The organism is Streptomyces sp. NPDC055749 (genome assembly GCF_053617235.1).
In genome coordinates this window covers 26,039-42,128 of record NZ_JBSHFH010000062.1, presented here as the reverse complement: position 1 = coordinate 42,128, position 16,090 = coordinate 26,039, and the positions used below count along the sequence as shown (strand labels likewise).

15 protein-coding genes are annotated in these 16,090 nt (G+C 72.1%); 11 read left to right on the top strand and 4 right to left on the bottom strand.

The window, feature by feature from the left end:
* Window positions 1-135 precede the first annotated feature (135 nt).
* From ACWGO0_RS32325 to ACWGO0_RS32315, 3 genes are all read left to right on the top strand, one after another.
* Window positions 136-1,440: an alpha/beta fold hydrolase gene (locus tag ACWGO0_RS32325; RefSeq protein WP_453543158.1), complete on the top strand. Its 1,305-nt coding sequence runs from the start codon at window positions 136-138 to the stop codon at window positions 1,438-1,440.
* Window positions 1,441-1,572: 132 nt separating this feature from the next.
* Window positions 1,573-2,196 carry an adenosylcobinamide amidohydrolase gene (locus tag ACWGO0_RS32320; RefSeq protein ID WP_453543170.1) on the top strand — a complete coding sequence of 208 codons (624 nt, stop codon included), beginning with the start codon at window positions 1,573-1,575 and terminating at the stop codon, window positions 2,194-2,196.
* Window positions 2,197-2,252: 56 nt separating this feature from the next.
* Window positions 2,253-3,155: an NAD(P)-dependent oxidoreductase gene (locus ACWGO0_RS32315; protein ID WP_453543155.1), complete on the top strand. Its 903-nt coding sequence runs from the start codon at window positions 2,253-2,255 to the stop codon at window positions 3,153-3,155.
* Window positions 3,156-3,190: 35 nt separating this feature from the next.
* On the opposite strand, the gene ACWGO0_RS32310 is transcribed toward ACWGO0_RS32315, so the two are convergent.
* Together ACWGO0_RS32310 and ACWGO0_RS32305 are read right to left on the bottom strand one after the other, a co-directional pair.
* Window positions 3,191-4,450, bottom strand: a complete 1,260-nt coding sequence (locus ACWGO0_RS32310) for a sulfite oxidase (protein ID WP_453543152.1) — start codon at window positions 4,448-4,450, stop codon at window positions 3,191-3,193.
* A gap of 164 nt (window positions 4,451-4,614) precedes the next feature.
* Window positions 4,615-5,487, bottom strand: coding sequence for an RNA polymerase sigma factor SigF (locus ACWGO0_RS32305; RefSeq protein WP_453543150.1), 873 nt, complete (start codon window positions 5,485-5,487; stop codon window positions 4,615-4,617).
* 505 nt (window positions 5,488-5,992) lie between these two features.
* Between ACWGO0_RS32305 and ACWGO0_RS32300 the strand changes: the two genes are divergently transcribed.
* The 7 genes from ACWGO0_RS32300 (at window position 5,993) to ACWGO0_RS32270 (ending at window position 12,610) form a co-directional block, all read left to right on the top strand.
* Window positions 5,993-6,913, top strand: a complete 921-nt coding sequence (locus ACWGO0_RS32300; protein ID WP_453543147.1) for an NADP-dependent oxidoreductase — start codon at window positions 5,993-5,995, stop codon at window positions 6,911-6,913.
* Window positions 6,910-7,653, top strand: a complete 744-nt coding sequence (locus ACWGO0_RS32295; RefSeq protein ID WP_453543144.1) for a GNAT family N-acetyltransferase — start codon at window positions 6,910-6,912, stop codon at window positions 7,651-7,653. The genes ACWGO0_RS32300 and ACWGO0_RS32295 overlap by 4 nt, the downstream gene beginning before the upstream one ends.
* A 230-nt stretch (window positions 7,654-7,883) precedes the next feature.
* Window positions 7,884-9,053 (top strand): PP2C family protein-serine/threonine phosphatase, encoded by a 1,170-nt coding sequence (locus ACWGO0_RS32290; protein ID WP_453543167.1) that lies wholly within the window; start codon window positions 7,884-7,886, stop codon window positions 9,051-9,053.
* Between the two features lie 98 nt (window positions 9,054-9,151).
* A complete protein-coding gene (locus ACWGO0_RS32285) occupies window positions 9,152-9,793 on the top strand; it encodes a TetR family transcriptional regulator (RefSeq protein WP_453543141.1) in 642 nt (213 codons plus the stop codon).
* A gap of 56 nt (window positions 9,794-9,849) precedes the next feature.
* Entirely contained in the window at window positions 9,850-10,890 is a 1,041-nt protein-coding gene (locus tag ACWGO0_RS32280) for an NAD(P)-dependent alcohol dehydrogenase (RefSeq protein ID WP_453543138.1), read from the top strand.
* A gap of 42 nt (window positions 10,891-10,932) precedes the next feature.
* Window positions 10,933-11,265 (top strand): DUF6191 domain-containing protein, encoded by a 333-nt coding sequence (locus ACWGO0_RS32275; protein ID WP_453543135.1) that lies wholly within the window; start codon window positions 10,933-10,935, stop codon window positions 11,263-11,265.
* Between the two features lie 157 nt (window positions 11,266-11,422).
* Window positions 11,423-12,610 (top strand): glycoside hydrolase family 6 protein, encoded by a 1,188-nt coding sequence (locus ACWGO0_RS32270; RefSeq protein WP_453543132.1) that lies wholly within the window; start codon window positions 11,423-11,425, stop codon window positions 12,608-12,610.
* A gap of 11 nt (window positions 12,611-12,621) precedes the next feature.
* Here the strand turns inward: ACWGO0_RS32270 and ACWGO0_RS32265 are convergent, their stop codons facing one another.
* The gene (locus ACWGO0_RS32265; protein ID WP_453543164.1) at window positions 12,622-13,407 is read right to left on the bottom strand and encodes an SAM-dependent methyltransferase; all 786 of its coding nucleotides are present in this window, start codon (window positions 13,405-13,407) and stop codon (window positions 12,622-12,624) included.
* A 316-nt stretch (window positions 13,408-13,723) separates the two neighbouring features.
* Between ACWGO0_RS32265 and abc-f the strand changes: the two genes are divergently transcribed.
* The gene (gene abc-f / locus ACWGO0_RS32260) at window positions 13,724-15,502 is read left to right on the top strand and encodes a ribosomal protection-like ABC-F family protein (protein ID WP_453543129.1); all 1,779 of its coding nucleotides are present in this window, start codon (window positions 13,724-13,726) and stop codon (window positions 15,500-15,502) included.
* On the opposite strand, the gene ACWGO0_RS32255 is transcribed toward abc-f, so the two are convergent.
* Window positions 15,469-15,969, bottom strand: a complete 501-nt coding sequence (locus ACWGO0_RS32255; protein WP_453543127.1) for an NUDIX domain-containing protein — start codon at window positions 15,967-15,969, stop codon at window positions 15,469-15,471. The two genes, abc-f and ACWGO0_RS32255, sit on opposite strands and share 34 nt — an antisense overlap.
* Window positions 15,970-16,090: the final 121 nt, after the last annotated feature.

Here is a 16,090-nt window from a genome sequence, read left to right as displayed (position 1 = left end):
GGCCGCGGCCTGGCGCGCTGACGGCCGGCTGGCCGCCCCCCCCGGCCCCCCGCGCCGGCCATTGGCGCCCCCCGGCCCCACCCCTTTGCCCCACCCCTTTGCGACACCCTCTTGAGACGCGACAAAGGAGCGCCCATGACCGCCCCCACCCCCGCCCCCGTCTCCTACCGCCACGGCGGCCTGCTCTGTACGGACCACACCCTCGACGTACCCCTCGATCACGGGAACCCCGGCGGCCCGGCGATCGAGCTGTTCGCCCGCGAGGTCACCGCCGCGGGCCGGGAACACGAGGAACTCCCCAGGCTGCTCTGGCTCCAGGGCGGCCCCGGCGGCAGGGCCGAACGCCCCAACGCCGCGGGCGCCTGGCTCCGCCGGGCCCTGCGCGACCACCGGGTCGTCCTCATGGACCAGCGCGGTACGGGGCGTTCCACGCCCGCCGACCGGCGTACCCTCGCCCGGTTCGGCACCGACGCCGAGGCCGCCGGCCATCTCGCGCACTTCCGCGCCGACTCGATCGTCCGCGACGCCGAGCAGCTGCGGCGGTACTTCCAGGGCGACCGGCCGTGGAGCGTCCTCGGCCAGAGCTTCGGCGGCTTCACCACCCTCACGTACCTCGGCATCGCACCCGAGGGCCTCACCCAGGCGTACATCACCGGCGGCCTCCCCACGCTCACGGGCCACGCCGACGACGTCTACCGCGCCGCCTACGCCCGCACGCTCGCCCACAACGAGCGCTACTTCGCCCGCTACCCCGGCGACCAGGCCCTCGCCGACGCGGTGGCCGCGCACCTGACCGCGCACGACGTCCGCATGCCCACCGGCGAACGCCTCACCGTCCGCCGCTTCCAGACCCTCGGCATCACCTTCGGCACCGCCGGCAAGTTCGATTCACTCCACTACCTCCTGGAGACGGCGTTCACCCAAGGCGCCCACGGACCCGAACTCACCGACACCTTCCTGCGCGGCGTCGACGCCGCCGTGTCCTTCGCCGAACGGCCCCTGTACGCCGCCCTCCACGAGCCGATCTACGCCCAGGGAGGCCGACCCACCAACTGGTCGGCCCACCGGATGCGCGAGGAGTTTCCCGCGTTCGACGCCGCTCCGGGAGCCCCGCTCCGGTTCACCGGCGAGATGATCTACCCCTGGCAGTTCGACGAGGACCCCGCGCTCGTCCCGCTGCGCGGCGCCGCCGGGATCCTCGCCGCCCGCACCGACTGGCCGCCCCTGTACGACCCGGACCGGCTCGCCGCCAACGAGGTCCCGGTCGTCGCCGCCGTCTACCACGACGACATGTACGTGGACCGCGAGCACGCCCTCGCCACGGCGGACGCGGTCCGCGGGCTGCGCACCTGGGTCACGGCCGCGTACGCCCACGACGGGGTGCGCGCCGACGCCGCCGTCCTGGACCGGCTGATCGCCATGGCGCGGCACGAGGTCTGACGCACATCCGGCCGCACCTATGATCGGCAGGTCAACGATCGACAGGCCATCGACGACCTCGTCGCGCCGTGCCACCGGGGGTGCACCATCCATTCCGTACGTGTCCTCCTGCCGGAACAACGCGGCGAACTGCTGACCCGGCAGGAGGACGGCCACCGCCTCCACCACCTGGTCTGGCGGCTCGGCCCCGGCTGGCGGGTGTGCAGCAGCGCCGTGCTCGGCGGCGGGATCGGCACCCGCGCCTGGATCCTCAACGCCCAGGTGCCCGGCGGCTATCCACGGATGGACCCGGACCGTCATCTCGCCGAGATCGCCGCCGCCGAGGCCCTCACAGGACCCGGCGCCGGCCTGATGACGGCCGCCGACGTCACCGCCCGCACCGTGGCGTCCGACGAGGGCGTGACCGCGACCGTCACCGCCGGACTCGGCGTACGGGGATGGGCCGCAACCCCGGCCGATGGCGTGGCGGGCCCGCCGCGGCTGGGCACGGTCAACATCGTCGTGACCCTCCCCGTGGCCCTCTCCGACGCCGCACTGGTCAACGCCGTCGCGACCGCCACCGAGGCCAAGGTCCAGGCACTCCTGGACGCCGGCCTCGACTGCTCGGGTACCCCCACCGACGCGGTCTGCGTCGCCGCGCCGGAACCGGGAACCGGCCCGTCCGAACCCTTCGCCGGGCCACGGTCGCCCTGGGGCGCGCGACTCGCCAGGGCCGTGCACAGCGCCGTACTGGAGAGCGCCCTGCGGCAGTCTTGAGTCCTACCCGCCGCGCCGCGCTTCCCCCGGGCGCGGCCGACGGAAGGAACCTCCGTATGACAGCCGCTCCCGCACCCTCGCCCGGCGCCGTCCCCGGCCGTCCCACCGTCGCGGTCCTCGGTACCGGGATCATGGGCTCCGGTATGGCCCGCAGCCTGCTCAGGGCCGGTATCCAGGTCCGCGCGTGGAACCGCACCAAGGACAGGGCCCGGCCCCTCGCCGCCGCAGGTGCCACCGTCACGGACACCGCCGATGACGCCGTACGCGGCGCCGATGTCGTCCTCACCGTGCTGAACGACGGCCGGTCCGTCGCCGAGACCCTCACGGCCGCCACCCCCGGCCTGCGCCCCGGCCAGATCTGGCTGCAGAGCTCCACGGTCGGCCCCGACGCCACCACGGACCTCGCCCACCAGGCCGCCGGACTCGGGCTCGTCTATCTCGACGCGCCGGTCTTGGGCACCAAGGAGCCCGCCGAGCGCGGCATGCTGACGGTCTTCGTGTCCGGGCCCTCCTCCGCCCGTGCCACCGCACTGCCGGTCCTCGACGCGATCGGGCAGCGCACCCTCTGGGTGGGCGAGGCCCCGGGGGAGGCCTCACGGCTGAAGCTGGTCGCCAACGCCTGGGTGATCAACCTGGTCAACAGCGTCGCCGAGTGCCTCAACCTCGCGGACGGGCTCGGCGTCGCCCCGCAGCTGTTCCTGGACGCGATGAAGGGCGGCCCGCTGGACACCCCGTACCTCCAGGGGAAGGCCGGCGCGGTCATCTCGGGGGACCTCACGCCGAGCTTCGCCCTGTCCACGGCGCTGAAGGACGCCCGCCTCGTCCTCGAAGCCGCCGAGGCCACCGGAGTGACGCTGGATCTGGTCACGGCCTCCACCGCACGGTTCGCCCGCGCGGAGGCGTCAGGACACGGCGCCGAGGACATGATCGCCACGTACTACGCGGGACGCGCCGAATAGCGGCGGGTCCCACGTCGTACGGGCACGGCCACCCCTCAGACGACCGTCACCGGATGGCGCACCACCGCGTCGAACAGATAGCCCTGGGCGTTGTGGACCGAGACCTCCGGCTGCCTGCGGCCGGAACCGTCCGTCGCCCGCGCCAGCAGCACGGCGGGCCCCCGCGCGCTGGGAACCCAGTCGGCCGACCAGCGCACCCAGCTGCCCGGCCGGGGCTCGTCCCGCAGCCGCGCAGGGCGCCATCGCGTACCCCCGTCCGTACTGACCTCCACCGAACGCACCGGTGCCCCTCCCGACCAGGAACGGCCCGTCAGCAACGCCCGCCGGTGCGCGGTGAACGAGGCACCCGGCGCGAGCTCGAACGCGCTCTTCAGCGTCTGCCGGCTCAGCGGAGCGCTGCCCTCCGGCGGATGCGCGGGGCCGAACAGCCGGTACATGGTCGTGTTCCACGGCGACAGCAGCGGCTCGGTGCTCACCTCGATGTCGCCGACCCACTTGATGCTCGCGATGCCCACCCACGACGGCACGATCAGCCGGACCGGGAAGCCGTGGTCGGGCGGCAGCGGCTCACCGTTCATCTCGTAGGCAAGGAGCACGTCGTCCAGCGCCTTCGCCACCGGCAACGGCCTGCGCACCCGGCCCAGTTCGACACCGTCGCTGACGACCTCGCCGTCCAGTCCGCGCGGCAGCACGTCGACGGCGTCGCGGCTGATGCCCGCCCGGTGCAGCACGTCCGCCAGCCGCACTCCGCGCCAGCGCGCCGCCCCGATCGCCCCGAGGGTCCACGCGGTGCCGCTGACCGGCTGGTTCTGCTGCGAGGCGTAGAAACTGCGGGCATTGCCCGCGCACTCCACGAACGCCGTACGGCTGACCGAAGGAAGGGCGAGCAGATCGGCGTAACCGAACTCCACCGGTCCGCCGGTCAGCCCGTCGCCCCAGATCCTGAGCCGCCAGTCGGCCGCGTCGATCCGGGGCGTCGCGGTGTGGTTGCGGACGAAGAAGCGGTCGGCGGGCGTGAGCAGCCCGGTCCCGCGCAGCGCCGCGAAGTTCGTCTCGGCGTTCGTGCCGCGCAGCGTGAACAGCTCGGGCGGCAGCGGCTTCACCACACCGGGAAGCGAACCCGCGGCATGGGCGGGCGAGGCGGCGGCCGACACGATCGGCGCGGCCACCGAAGCCGCCGCAACGAGCTTCAGCAGATCGCGCCGGCCGATCCCGGCGGATCTCGCACGGCCGCGGGTCCACTGCCGCAGCCGCATCAGGTCGTAGGCGGCCTCGGACGGCGGTACGGAACTCATGAGCACTCCAGGAGATGAGACGGGAAGCGGGAGAGTCAGGTGCAGGGCAGTACAAGACTGCCCACCTCACCCGTCTCCATGAATAACTCCCGTCACTCCATGGGGATTTGGCCACGAAGTCGACATGCTGCCGCAACAGGGGAGGCTCCCGGCCGCGGAAACGTTCAGTCCTCGGTGAGCATCCCGCTGCGGAGTGTGCGCAGCATGCGGCTGAGCAGCCGGGAGACATGCATCTGGGAGATGCCGAGCTGCTCGCCGATCTGCGCCTGTGTCATCTCCTGGCCGAAACGCATGTCGATGATCCGGCGCTCGCGCTCGTCCAGCTCGCAGAGCAGCGGCGCCAGGGCATGCAGGTTCTCGACGATCTCCATGGCCGGGTCCGGCTCGCCCAGCACATCGGCGAACGTGCGCCCACCCGCGTTGAGCCTCCACGACTCCGCGGTGTCGGTCGGCATGTCCAGTGACCCGGCGGTGTAGCCGTTGGCGGCGACGATGCCCTCGGTGACCTCTTCCTCCTCGATCCCCAGATGCTCGGCGAGCTCGTGGACCGTGGGTTCGCGGTCGAGGTCCCCCGACAGGGACTCCTTCGACTTGGCGAGATCGACGCGCAACTCCTGGAGCCTCCGCGGCACATGAACGGCCCAGGTGGTGTCACGGAAGAATCGCTTTATCTCCCCGACGATGTAGGGAACGGCGAAGGACGTGAACTCGACCTCGCGGGACAGGTCGAAGCGGTCGATGGCCTTGATCAGACCGATCGTCCCGACCTGGACGATGTCCTCCATGTCGCCGCTGCCGCGGTTGCGGAACCGGCCCGCGGCGAAGCGGACCAGGGACAGATTCATCTCGATGAGGGTGTTGCGCGCGTACTGGTGCTCCGCGGTGCCCTCTTCGAGGACCTGCAGCCGGTCGAAGAAGAGCTTCGACAGCTCGCGTGCGTCCTTCGGGGCGATCTTCCCGGCATCCTCGATCCACGGCAGCTCGACCGTGGCCCCCGTCGCTCGCGCATCGGTGGTCCGCGCAGTCTGCGCCGTCATCTCGTCACGCTCCCCTGGTCGTTGGCCATGAGGTCTTAGCGCCTGCCCCCGACCCCGGCGGTCATGCGTGCCGGAGGGAGCCGATCCGGGGATACGTGTCATTTGGCCGGTAATCGCCGGGAGCGGTGGCGAAGTTCCTCGGCAGGGGCCGTGCGCGGCCCGGGAGATCACAGAACCGCCCCACCGGTACGGGGGAGCCCGGTGGGGCGATCGGCTCCAGAGTGCCACAGACGGAAGGGGCTTGGAGCCCGACCGGCCGGTATTCCACGCTCTTTGAGTTGATTTCGATGTCCGGCTCGCGACCGGGCGGGAGGGCCGCCCGCGCGGGCGCGGGCGGGCACCGGGCGCCGGGGCGTCCGGTCCGCCGATTGCGGGGTCATGAACAGTCCGCCGCCCCGGGAATACGTGCACGGCGAACGGACTTGCCGCTGGTGTCGCCCTGCGGCTGCCGCGCCGCCGGCCGCCCGCGGGGCAGCCGACGAGATGAACCGGAGCGAGGGAATTCATGCCCAAGGCGTACGTATTCACCCGGCACGGCGGACCCGAGGCGGAAGCCTTCGCCGACCTGCCCCTGCCGGAGCCAGGCCCCGGCGAACTGCTCGTCGCCGTCAGGGCTGCCGGGGTCAACCCCGTCGACTGGAAGCTGCGCGACGGGTACACGCGTCCTGGCAGCGCACCCGCGGTCCTGCCCGCCGTCCTCGGCAGCGAAGCCTCCGGGACCGTGGTGGCGACCGGGCCGGGCGTGGAGGGGTTCGCACCCGGGCAGGCGGTCTTCGGCTGCCCGCTGACCGGCGGATACGCCGAGTACACCCTGATGCCCGTCGCCGTCACCGCGCACAAGCCGGACGCACTGTCGTTCACGGACGCGGCGGCCCTGTCCGTCGCGGCGGCCACCGCGTACGACGGGGTGCGCCAGCTCGACCCGGCACCCGGATCGACCCTCCTGATCACCGGGGCCGGCGGGGGCGTGGGGGTCGCCGCCGTGCAGCTCGCACGCCACCTCGGCGTCCGGGTCGTCGGCACGGCGAGCCCCGCGAAGAAGGACCTCGTCGAGTCGCTCGGAGCCGTCCACGTGCCCTACGGCCCCGGCGTCGCCGACCGCATCCGGGCCGCCGCCCCCGAGGGCATCGACGCGGTCTACGACCTGGTCGGCGGCGACGACCTGACCATCGCGGCCGGTCTGGTCCGCGACCGCGCGAAGCTGATCAGCGCCGGAGGCAAACAGCTGGTGGCCGAGCTCGGCGGAGCGGCCGTGAAGCGGGCCCGGAACGCCGCCGTGCTCGACGAGGTGGCACGTCTCGTCGTCGAGGGAGTCCTGCACGCACACGTGACGCAGACCTTCCCGCTGGCCGAAGCGGGCCAGGCCCTGCGTACCGTGGAGAGCGGACACGCACGCGGCAAGATCGTGATCGAGGTGGCTCCATGAGTTCCGCGGACACCCTCGCGGGAGGCAACCGGCCCGAGCAGGCGCTGCACCCGCTGGACAACCCGGTCCGCTCCTCCCTGACCGGTCCCCACGCCCGCTTCGCCGAGCAGCGTGGCCGCATCCTGCGCTACCCGCCGGACGTCACCCCGTGGCTGGCCCTGCCCGACGACCCGGACGCCAGGGACTGGGCCGATGTCGCCGCGCTCGCCGGACCGGGCGCCTCCGTCACCCTCACCGCCTTCCATGAGCCCCCGCCCGCCGACTGGCAGATCGTCTTCCACGCGGAGGGAGTGCAGCTCGTCGACGAGTCCGTGCCCGCCGCCCCCGATCCGGAGGCCGTACTGCTCGGCCCCGCCGACGTACCGGAGATGCTCGAACTGGTCGAGCGCACCCGGCCGGGACCGTTCACCAAGCGCACCGTCGAGCTCGGCACCTACCTCGGAATCCGCCGTTCCGGGGCGCTGGTCGCGATGGCGGGGGAGCGGCTGCGTCCCACGGGCTGGTCCGAGATCAGCGCTGTCTGCACCGACGAGTCCGTACGAGGGCAGGGGCTCGCGGGCCGCCTCTTGCTGGCGGTCTCCCACGGCATCAGGGAACGCGGCGAGACACCGTTCCTGCACGCGGCGGCATCCAACACCAACGCGATCCGGCTCTACGAATCGCTCGGCTTCGGACTCCGTCGCCGGACGCAGTTCCTCTCCGCGCTCGTACCGCACACCCCGCCCGCCGCCCGGCGCTGAACGGCGTGACCGCGGGCACAGGACCTTCGGCCCGGAACCATGGGCCGGAGGTCCTGCCGCGTCCCGGTCCGGGACCTTTGGCCCGCCGCCGGGGCCGAAAGGCCCATGCCGCCGCGCACCGCCTCCGGGGTCCACTGGAAGGAAGAGCGGGAACGGACCTGGGAGCAGCCGACGGGAGCATGCGAGTGACCACGGGAATCAGGAGTCGTACGGCAGCACGGGCGCCCTGGATGGCGGAGCCGGACGCGGGAGAGCTGGCAGCCGGCGCTTCCCGCATCGGCAGCCGGGCGCTGACCGGCGTCGTCGCCGTGTTCACCGTCCTTGTCGTGGTCCTCGACTACCTCATCGGCGCCGACCTCCAGGTCATTCCGCTGCTGGTGGTCGCCCCCGCACTCGCCTCGGTCTTCTGCACGGTCCGCCAGACGGTGGCCGTCGCCCTCTGGGTCACGACTGTCGTGGTCGTCTCCCGGCTCCTCATCGGCGACACCTTCTGGTCTCTCGCACTCAGCATCGGATTCACGGTCCTGGCCTGCGGCCTCGGTGTGGGGGCCTGCGCCGCGCGCATCCGCCACGCCGTCGAGATCGCCAGACTGCGGACCGCCGCCGGAGCGCTCCAGCGGCAGATCCTGCGCCCGCTGCCCGTACTGACCGACCAGGTCTTCGCCCATGGGGTCTACGAGCCCATCGAGGAGGACCGGCTCGTCGGCGGGGACGTCTACGAGGTCGTCGAGTCACCGCACGGCACCCGGGTCGTCATCGGTGACGTCCAGGGCAAGGGCCTGGCCGCCATGGGCGCCGGCATCGCCGTACTCGGCGCCTTCCGCGAAGCGGCCATCCGCGAACCCACGCTCACCGGGGTCGCCGACGCGCTGGAGGACGCGGTCGTCCGGCACAACGCAGGCTCCGCCCAGACCGGTGAGGCCGAACGCTTCGTGACGGCCCTGGTCCTCGGCTTCGATGCCGACGGCCGGGTGGAAGCCGTCAACTGCGGCCATATCGCGCCCCGGATGCTGCACAACGGGGAGGCCGGTGTCGTCAAGCTCCGGCGGACCTCCGTACCGCTCGGCATGGCGGAACTCAGCCCCGAGGTGCGGAGCGCCGAATGGTTCGACTTCCCGTCCGGTGCCACCCTCCTGGTCTGCACGGACGGCGTCACCGAGGCGCGCGACGCGTCGGGCGCCTTCTATCCGCTGGACGAACGACTGGGCCGCTGGGTGCGCTGGGGCCCCCGCGAGGTGGTGCAAGCACTCCGTACCGACCTCGAAGCCTTCACCGGCGGGGTCCGCCGCGACGACATAGCGGTGCTCGCCCTCCGCGGTGCGACCGTGCACCGCGGGCAACGGGCCGAATCACCGCACGAGAACGGCCTTCGGGCCGCGGAATCGCTCAGCGAGCGGTAGTAGCGAGCGGTAGTAGCGAGCAGTAGTGGCGAGCGCTCCCTCCATGTCCCGACGAGACTTCTGTCGCGTCGGGACATTTTTGGGTGTACGGTGCATATATGAATCCGGAACGCAAGGCCCCGGAGAGGCGCAGCCGCAAGGCTCGCCGGACCCGGGACGCGCTGGTGCGGGCCGCCTTCGAGCTCGTACTCGACCGGGGTCTGAAGAACGTGACGGTCGAGGAGATCGCGGAACGCGCGGACGTCGACCGGCGCACCTTCAGCCGGTACTTCGCCAGTAAGGAAGCCGCCGTCCTCGACTCACTCAGGGGCGACGGGGACCTGATCAACGACGCCCTGCGAGCCCGCCCCGCCGAGGAACCCCCGCTTACCGCCTACCGGCACGCGGTCCTCGACTGGCTCGGCGACCCCGCCGCGGAACCCTGGCACCGCCGCCCCCGGATCTTCGACCTGCTGGTCGTGGCCGAGGAGGAACCGACCCTGTACGCGGCCTTCCACCACATCCGGGTGGACGCCCAGGAGGAGTCGGTCGCGGTCATCGCGGACCGGATGGGCGTCGACCCGCGGCAGGACATCCGCCCCGCCGTCACGGTCGCCGCAGGAGCGGGAGCGCTCCTCGCGGCCCAGGCCGCCTGGGTGCGCGGCGGCGTTCCGGCCGCCCTGCCCGAACTGGTCGGCCAGGCATTCGACGCCCTCACCGGTGAGCTGCTCACGAGGCAGCCGGCCGGGGGCGAGCAGTAAGGACGCAGCCGGCCGGGGGCGAGCAGTAAGAACAAGGAAAGACTGAGGAGAACTCCATGAAAGCCGTTCAGTACCGGACAGTAGGCGCAGCTCCCGAGGTCGTCACCGTGCCCGACCCCGAACCCGGCCCCGGACAGGTCCTGTTGAAGGTCACCGCCGCCGGTGTGTGTCACTCCGACATCGCCGTGATGAGCTGGAGCGCCGACGAACTCCCCTTCCCGCTGCCCCTCACCCTGGGCCACGAGGGAGTCGGCACCGTCGCCGCCCTCGGCGACGGAGTCCGTGGACTCTCGGTCGGTGAACCGGTCGCCGTCTACGGCCCCTGGGGCTGCGGTCAGTGCGTGAACTGCGCGGAGGGCAAGGAGAACTACTGTCTGCGTGCCAAGGAGCTCGGGATCGCCCCGCCCGGACTCGGCGCGCCCGGTGCCATGGCCGAGTACATGATCGTCGACAACCCCCGCCACCTCGTGCCGATCGGTGACCTCGACCCCGTGAAGACGGTGCCGCTCACCGACGCCGGCCTGACCCCGTACCACGCGATCCAGCGCTCGATGCCCAAGCTGGTACCCGGTGCCACGGCAGTCGTCATCGGCACTGGCGGCCTCGGACACGTCGCGATCCAGCTGCTCCGCGCCATGACGGCGGTGCGCGTCATCGCGCTCGACGTCAGCGAGGAGAAGCTCGCCCTGGCCACGGCGGTCGGAGCCCACGAGACCGTCCTGTCCGACGAGCACGCGGCCGCCAAGGTGCTCGAACTGACCGGCGGCACCGGTGCGCAGGTCGTCCTCGACTTCGTCGGCGCACCGCCCACCGTGAAGACGGCCGGCGCGGTCGCCCGCGTCGACGGTGACATCACCATCGTCGGCATCGGCGGCGGCGCCCTCCCCGTCGGCTTCGGCTCGCTGCCGTACGGTACGTCGGTCACCGCGCCGTACTGGGGCTCGCGCAAGGAACTCGCCGAAGTCCTCGACCTCGCCCACGCCGGTGCCGTCGACGTCCACGTCGAGACGTACTCGATCGACGAGGCCCCGCTCGCCTACGAGCGCCTGCACGCCGGCAGGATCAACGGTCGCGCCGTCGTCCTCCCCAACGGCTGACCTCCCGGAAGCCGTCGCCCGTACGTACGGGACACTGGCGCCATGGAATTCGCCGCGATGATGACTCTGCCCGGGCTGGTCATCGGGCTGACCGTGCTCGCCCTCGTCGATCAGATACTGCTCCGCGCCGGGCGGGCCGGCATGCTGCCGTGGCGCAACAGCGCCCGCCAGGGGCAGGTGTCGGCGACCGGCTTCGAGCAGTTGCACGCCACCTTCTCGCCCGGCAAGCAGAGCGAGCTCAAGGAGCGCCGGAGCGCGCTCCTGATGCGCGACGACGAAGAGGACGGGGCCCCGCCCCACCACTCCACCGTGGACCTGGACGGCGGCCTCGCCGTCATCCGCGTCGCCGCCGCACCGGAGCGCCCCGGCCGCTGAGCGGACAGGACACGTCCGTCTCCGGCCGGAGCGCCGTCCGGGGGGTCTTCCCCATGTGATGCCGCAGCAGTCTTGACGCCGCCATGCCCCTCCGCGACCCTCGTGGGAGCGCTCCCGCACGTTCGCCCGCGCGCCCGCCGTGACCGAGGGATGACCCATGCGCAGCACAGCAACTCTGCTCAGAGCCATGCCACTTGCCCTCGCCGCAGCCCTGCTGCTGGCCGTTCCGGCCGCCGGCGCCGACGGCTCCGAAGGCAGTGCCGCCGCCCCGACGGCCGGCGGCTCCGGAACCCGCCTCTACACGCCGGACGCCAACCCCGACGCGTACCGGCAGGCGCTCGCACTCGTACGGGACGGCCAACTCCTCGACGCGGCAGGCATCCTGTCCATGGTCCGGACACCGCACGCCGTCTGGTACGGCGACCAGAGCCCCGCCGAGGTCGAGAGCGAGGCACGACGCGTCGTGCGGGACGCGGACAGGCAGCGCTCCGTGCCGGTCTTCGCCCTCTACAACGTCCCGGGCCGCGACTGCGCCAACTACTCGGGCGGCGGCGCGTCCACGACCGCCGAATACCGGGCCTGGACGGACGCCGTGGCCCGCGGCATCGGCGGCCACGACGCGATGATCGTCCTGGAACCCGACTCGCTCGCCCTGCTCCCCGCCGACTGCGGACAGGACGACGCCGCGGGTACGAGGACCGCGGCCCGCTACACCGAGATCAACTACGCGGTCGACACCTTCGGGAGCCTCGCCCGCACCAAGGTCTACCTCGACACGGGTCACTCCGCCTGGCACTCGGTCAACAGCATCGTGCCGCGCCTCGTCGCGGGCGGCGTGGCGAGGGCGACCGGCTTCTACACCAACGCCTCCAACTACCAGACCGACGAGGCCAGTACCTGGTACGGGAAGCTGATCTCGTCCTGCCTCGCCTACGTGGACGGCGGCGGTGACAGCGCCGCGTGCCCCAACCAGTGGTGGCCGCGCGCCGACGCGCAGTCCTGGCTGGACGCCAACGCGCCCGCCGATCCGGCACTGATGAAGCACTACGTCACCGACTCCAGCCGCAACGGCCGCGGCCCCTGGACCCCGCCCGCCGGGAAGTACACCGACCCCCAGGACTGGTGCAATCCGCCGGACCGGGGCCTGGGCGCCCGCCCCACCACACGTACGGCCGACCCGCTCCACGACGCAGCCTTGTGGATCAAGACCCCGGGGGAGTCGGACGGACTGTGCCTGCGCGGCACGGAAGGCCCCGAGGACCCGGAGCGCGGCGCCCCCGACCCGGCCGCGGGAGCCTGGTTCCCCCAACAGGCCCTCGAACTCGTCCGGTTCGCCCAGCGGTGAGACGTACGGAGTCAGCCCTTGCGGCCCACCGCTCCGAACATCGCGACCTCCTCGGGCATCGGCCCCGCCTCCTCCTCCGGGCGCCAGCGCGAGCACGAGACCACACCGGGTTCCAGGAGTTCCAGCCCGTCGAAGTAGCGGCCGACGGCATCCGGGGTCCGCTGGGTCAGCCGGGGCGTGCCGTGCTCGTTCCAGAACGCGACCGCGGCGTCCACATCCGGCATCGAAGGGCTGGTCACGGTGTGCGACAGCACCAGATGGCTCCCGGCCGGCAGCGCGTCCAGGAGGCGGCGGACCACGGTGTAGGACTCCTCGTCGTCCTCGATGAAGATGACCACCCCGAGCAGCATGAGCGCCACCGGCCGGGTGAGGTCCAGCGTCCGTGAGGCCCGGTCGAGGATCGTGTCGACATCGCGCAGATCGGCGTCCAGATAGTCGGTCGCCCCTTCGGGGCTGCTGGTGAGCAGCGCCCTGGCGTGCGCGAGTACCAGCGGGTCGTTGTCCACGTAGACGACCCGCGACTCGGGCGCCACGCGCTGGGCCACCTCGTGCGTGTTGTCCGCGCTCGGCAGGCCCGTGCCTATGTCCAGGAACTGCCGGATTCCCGCCTCGGCCGTCAGGTGACGCACCGCACGCCCGAGGAAGAGCCGGTCCGCGCGCGCGTAGTCACCGATGCCGGGATGCAGTCTGCGGATCTGGTCCCCCGCCTCGCGGTCGACGGGGTAGTTGTCCTTGCCGCCCGTCCAGTAGTTCCAGATCCTGGCCGTGTGCGGCCGGGTCGTGTCGATGCGCTGCATGATCTGCTCGGCGGTTTCGCTGCGAGGTGCGTCGCTGCTCACTGGACTTTCTCCCGGTGCTGTCCCGATGTGACCCCCACAACCTAATCCCGCCTTGTGTGCGTGAACCAATGAACTCCCCTGTGGAGCCCAGGTGTTCACCGTGCGTACGCCTTCATGTGCACAGGGCTCGCATGGCTCGCAGCCGCACCGACGCGCCTGCGGATACGATGGGGCCCATGGGTTCGTACTACTTCTTTCTCTGACTCCCGGCCAGGACGCCATCAACTCCTGCCGCCCGGCATCCCCGCCCGCAGTCACCCCAGGGAAAGCGCCCATGTCACCCAAGCACCAGACAGCACCCGAGCACCCGATCGCGCCCGAGCGGCCCGCCCGCGACCGGGGCCGGCTCACCTTGAAGGACGTCTCCAGGAGTTACGGGGACCGGTCCGTCCTCGACCAGGTGTCGCTCTCCGTCCGCCCCGGCGAGAAGGCCGGTGTCATCGGGGAGAACGGCTCCGGCAAATCCACCCTCCTCAGGCTGATCGCCGGTCGGGAGAACCCGGACAGCGGGGAACTCACCGTCCGGTTCCCCGGCTCCGTCGGCTATCTCGCCCAGACCCTGCCCCAGACCCTCGGCCTCGGCCCCCGCGACACGGTGCGCGACGCCGTCGACGCGGCCCTCGCGGAACTGCGCGAGCTTGAGCGGCTGATCGGTGAGGCGGAGGCCGCACTGTCCGCGCAGGAGCCCACGGAGGCGGAACTCGAAGCGTACGGGGACCTGCTGGCGGCGTACGAGCAGCGCGACGGATACCGGGCGGATGCCAGGGTCGACGCCGCCCTGCACGGCCTCGGCCTCGGCGACCTCGGCCGCGACCGTGCGCTCGGCACGCTGTCCGGCGGTGAACAGTCCAGGCTGGCGCTCGCCTGCGTACTGGCCGCAGCCCCCGAACTGCTGCTGCTCGACGAACCCACCAACCACCTCGACAGCAGGGCTGTCGGCTGGCTGGAGGACCATCTCGCGGCCCACCGCGGCACCCTCGTCGTCATCACCCACGACCGGGCGTTCCTGGAGCGGATCACCACCGTGATCCTGGAGGTCGACAGGGACCTGCGCAGCGTCTCCCGGTACGGGGACGGCTGGGCCGCGTACCGCACCGCGAAGGCCGCCGACCGCCGCCGCAGAGTCCAGGAGCACCAGGAGTGGCTGGCCGAGGTCGCCCGTACGGAAGAGCTCGTCGGCTCGGCCGGGCGGCGTCTCAACGGATCCGGCCGCGACCCGGGGGAGGGCTTCGGCAAGCACCGCAGGTCCCACGAGAGCAAACTGTCCGGGCAGGTCAGGGCCGCCAGGACCAGGCTCGACGGGCTGCTGGCCGCCCCCGTGCCCGCCCCGCCGAAGCCGCTGGTCTTCACGGGCGAACCGGCCCTCGCCACGCAGACGCAGATGGGGACGGAGGCGGACACGCACCGGCCCCCAGGCCCCCAGCGCACCCAGGAACCGCTCGCCGAGCTCGAATCCGTCACCGTCGGCGACCGTCTCCACCTGCCCCTTCTCCACATCACGCCAGGGCAGCGCCTCCTGATCACCGGCCCCAACGGCGCCGGCAAGACCACGCTCCTCCGGGTGCTCGCCGGGGACCTGGCGCCCGACACGGGCACGGTCAGGCGCAGGGCAAGGATCGGCTATCTCCCGCAGGAACTCCCCGCCAGGCTGACCCGCCGCTCCCTCCTCTCGACGTTCGCCGCAGGGCGGCCGGGACTGCCCGAGGAGTACGAGGAGGACCTGCTCGCCCTCGGCCTGTTCCGCGCGGAGGACCTGTTCGTCCCCGTCGCGGACCTCTCCGTCGGGCAGCAGCGCAGGCTCGCCCTCGCCCGCCTCGTGACGAGGCCCGCCGACCTGCTGGTCCTGGACGAGCCGACGAACCACATCGCGCTCACGCTCGTCGAGGAACTGGAGGCGGCGCTCGCCGCGTACCGCGGAGCCGTCGTCGTGGTCTCGCACGACCGTAGTTTCCGCGGCCGGTTCACCGGCGACCGACTGGAACTGCGCGCGGGCCGGCCGGTCACATCACACCCGTCCCACTACGCCGAAGGGGCCTCCTCGCCCCGCACATGACGCCGCAGCCGGTCGAGGAAGACGCGCTGGGCCACCACCAGGCGCTCCTCGGCCTCCGCCGGAGTGCACCAGGCGAACCGGTCCATCTCCGGGAACTCCCGCTGTACGCCGGAGCCGCGCGGCCACTCCATGGTGAAGGTCCCCGGCACGGCCAGGGCAGGATCCACCTCGCCCTCCACCGCCCACACGGTCACCGTCTTCCCGCCCGCCTGACGCACCTCACCGAGTGCCGTCCACACACCGTCAGGAACGGGTAGCCCCAGCTCCTCCACGAACTCGCGGCGGGCGGCGGCCTCCGGTTCCTCCTCGGCCGTGTACTCCCCCTTGGGCACCGACCAGGCCGCTGCCTCCCGGCCCGCCCAGAAGGGGCCACCCATGTGGCCGAGCAGGACCTCCGCATCGCGGCCGTCCTCGGCGTCCACGACCCGGAAGAGAAGAAGTCCCGCACTGCGCTTACCCGTCGACATGTCGTCAAGTCTGCAGACACGAACCGGGCAAGGCAACGCAAAACGCCCCGATACGGACCACCTTCGGGTGATCACGAAGGTCATCGGGCCGCCCCGAGCTGTTTCCTCTGATGTTCCCGTT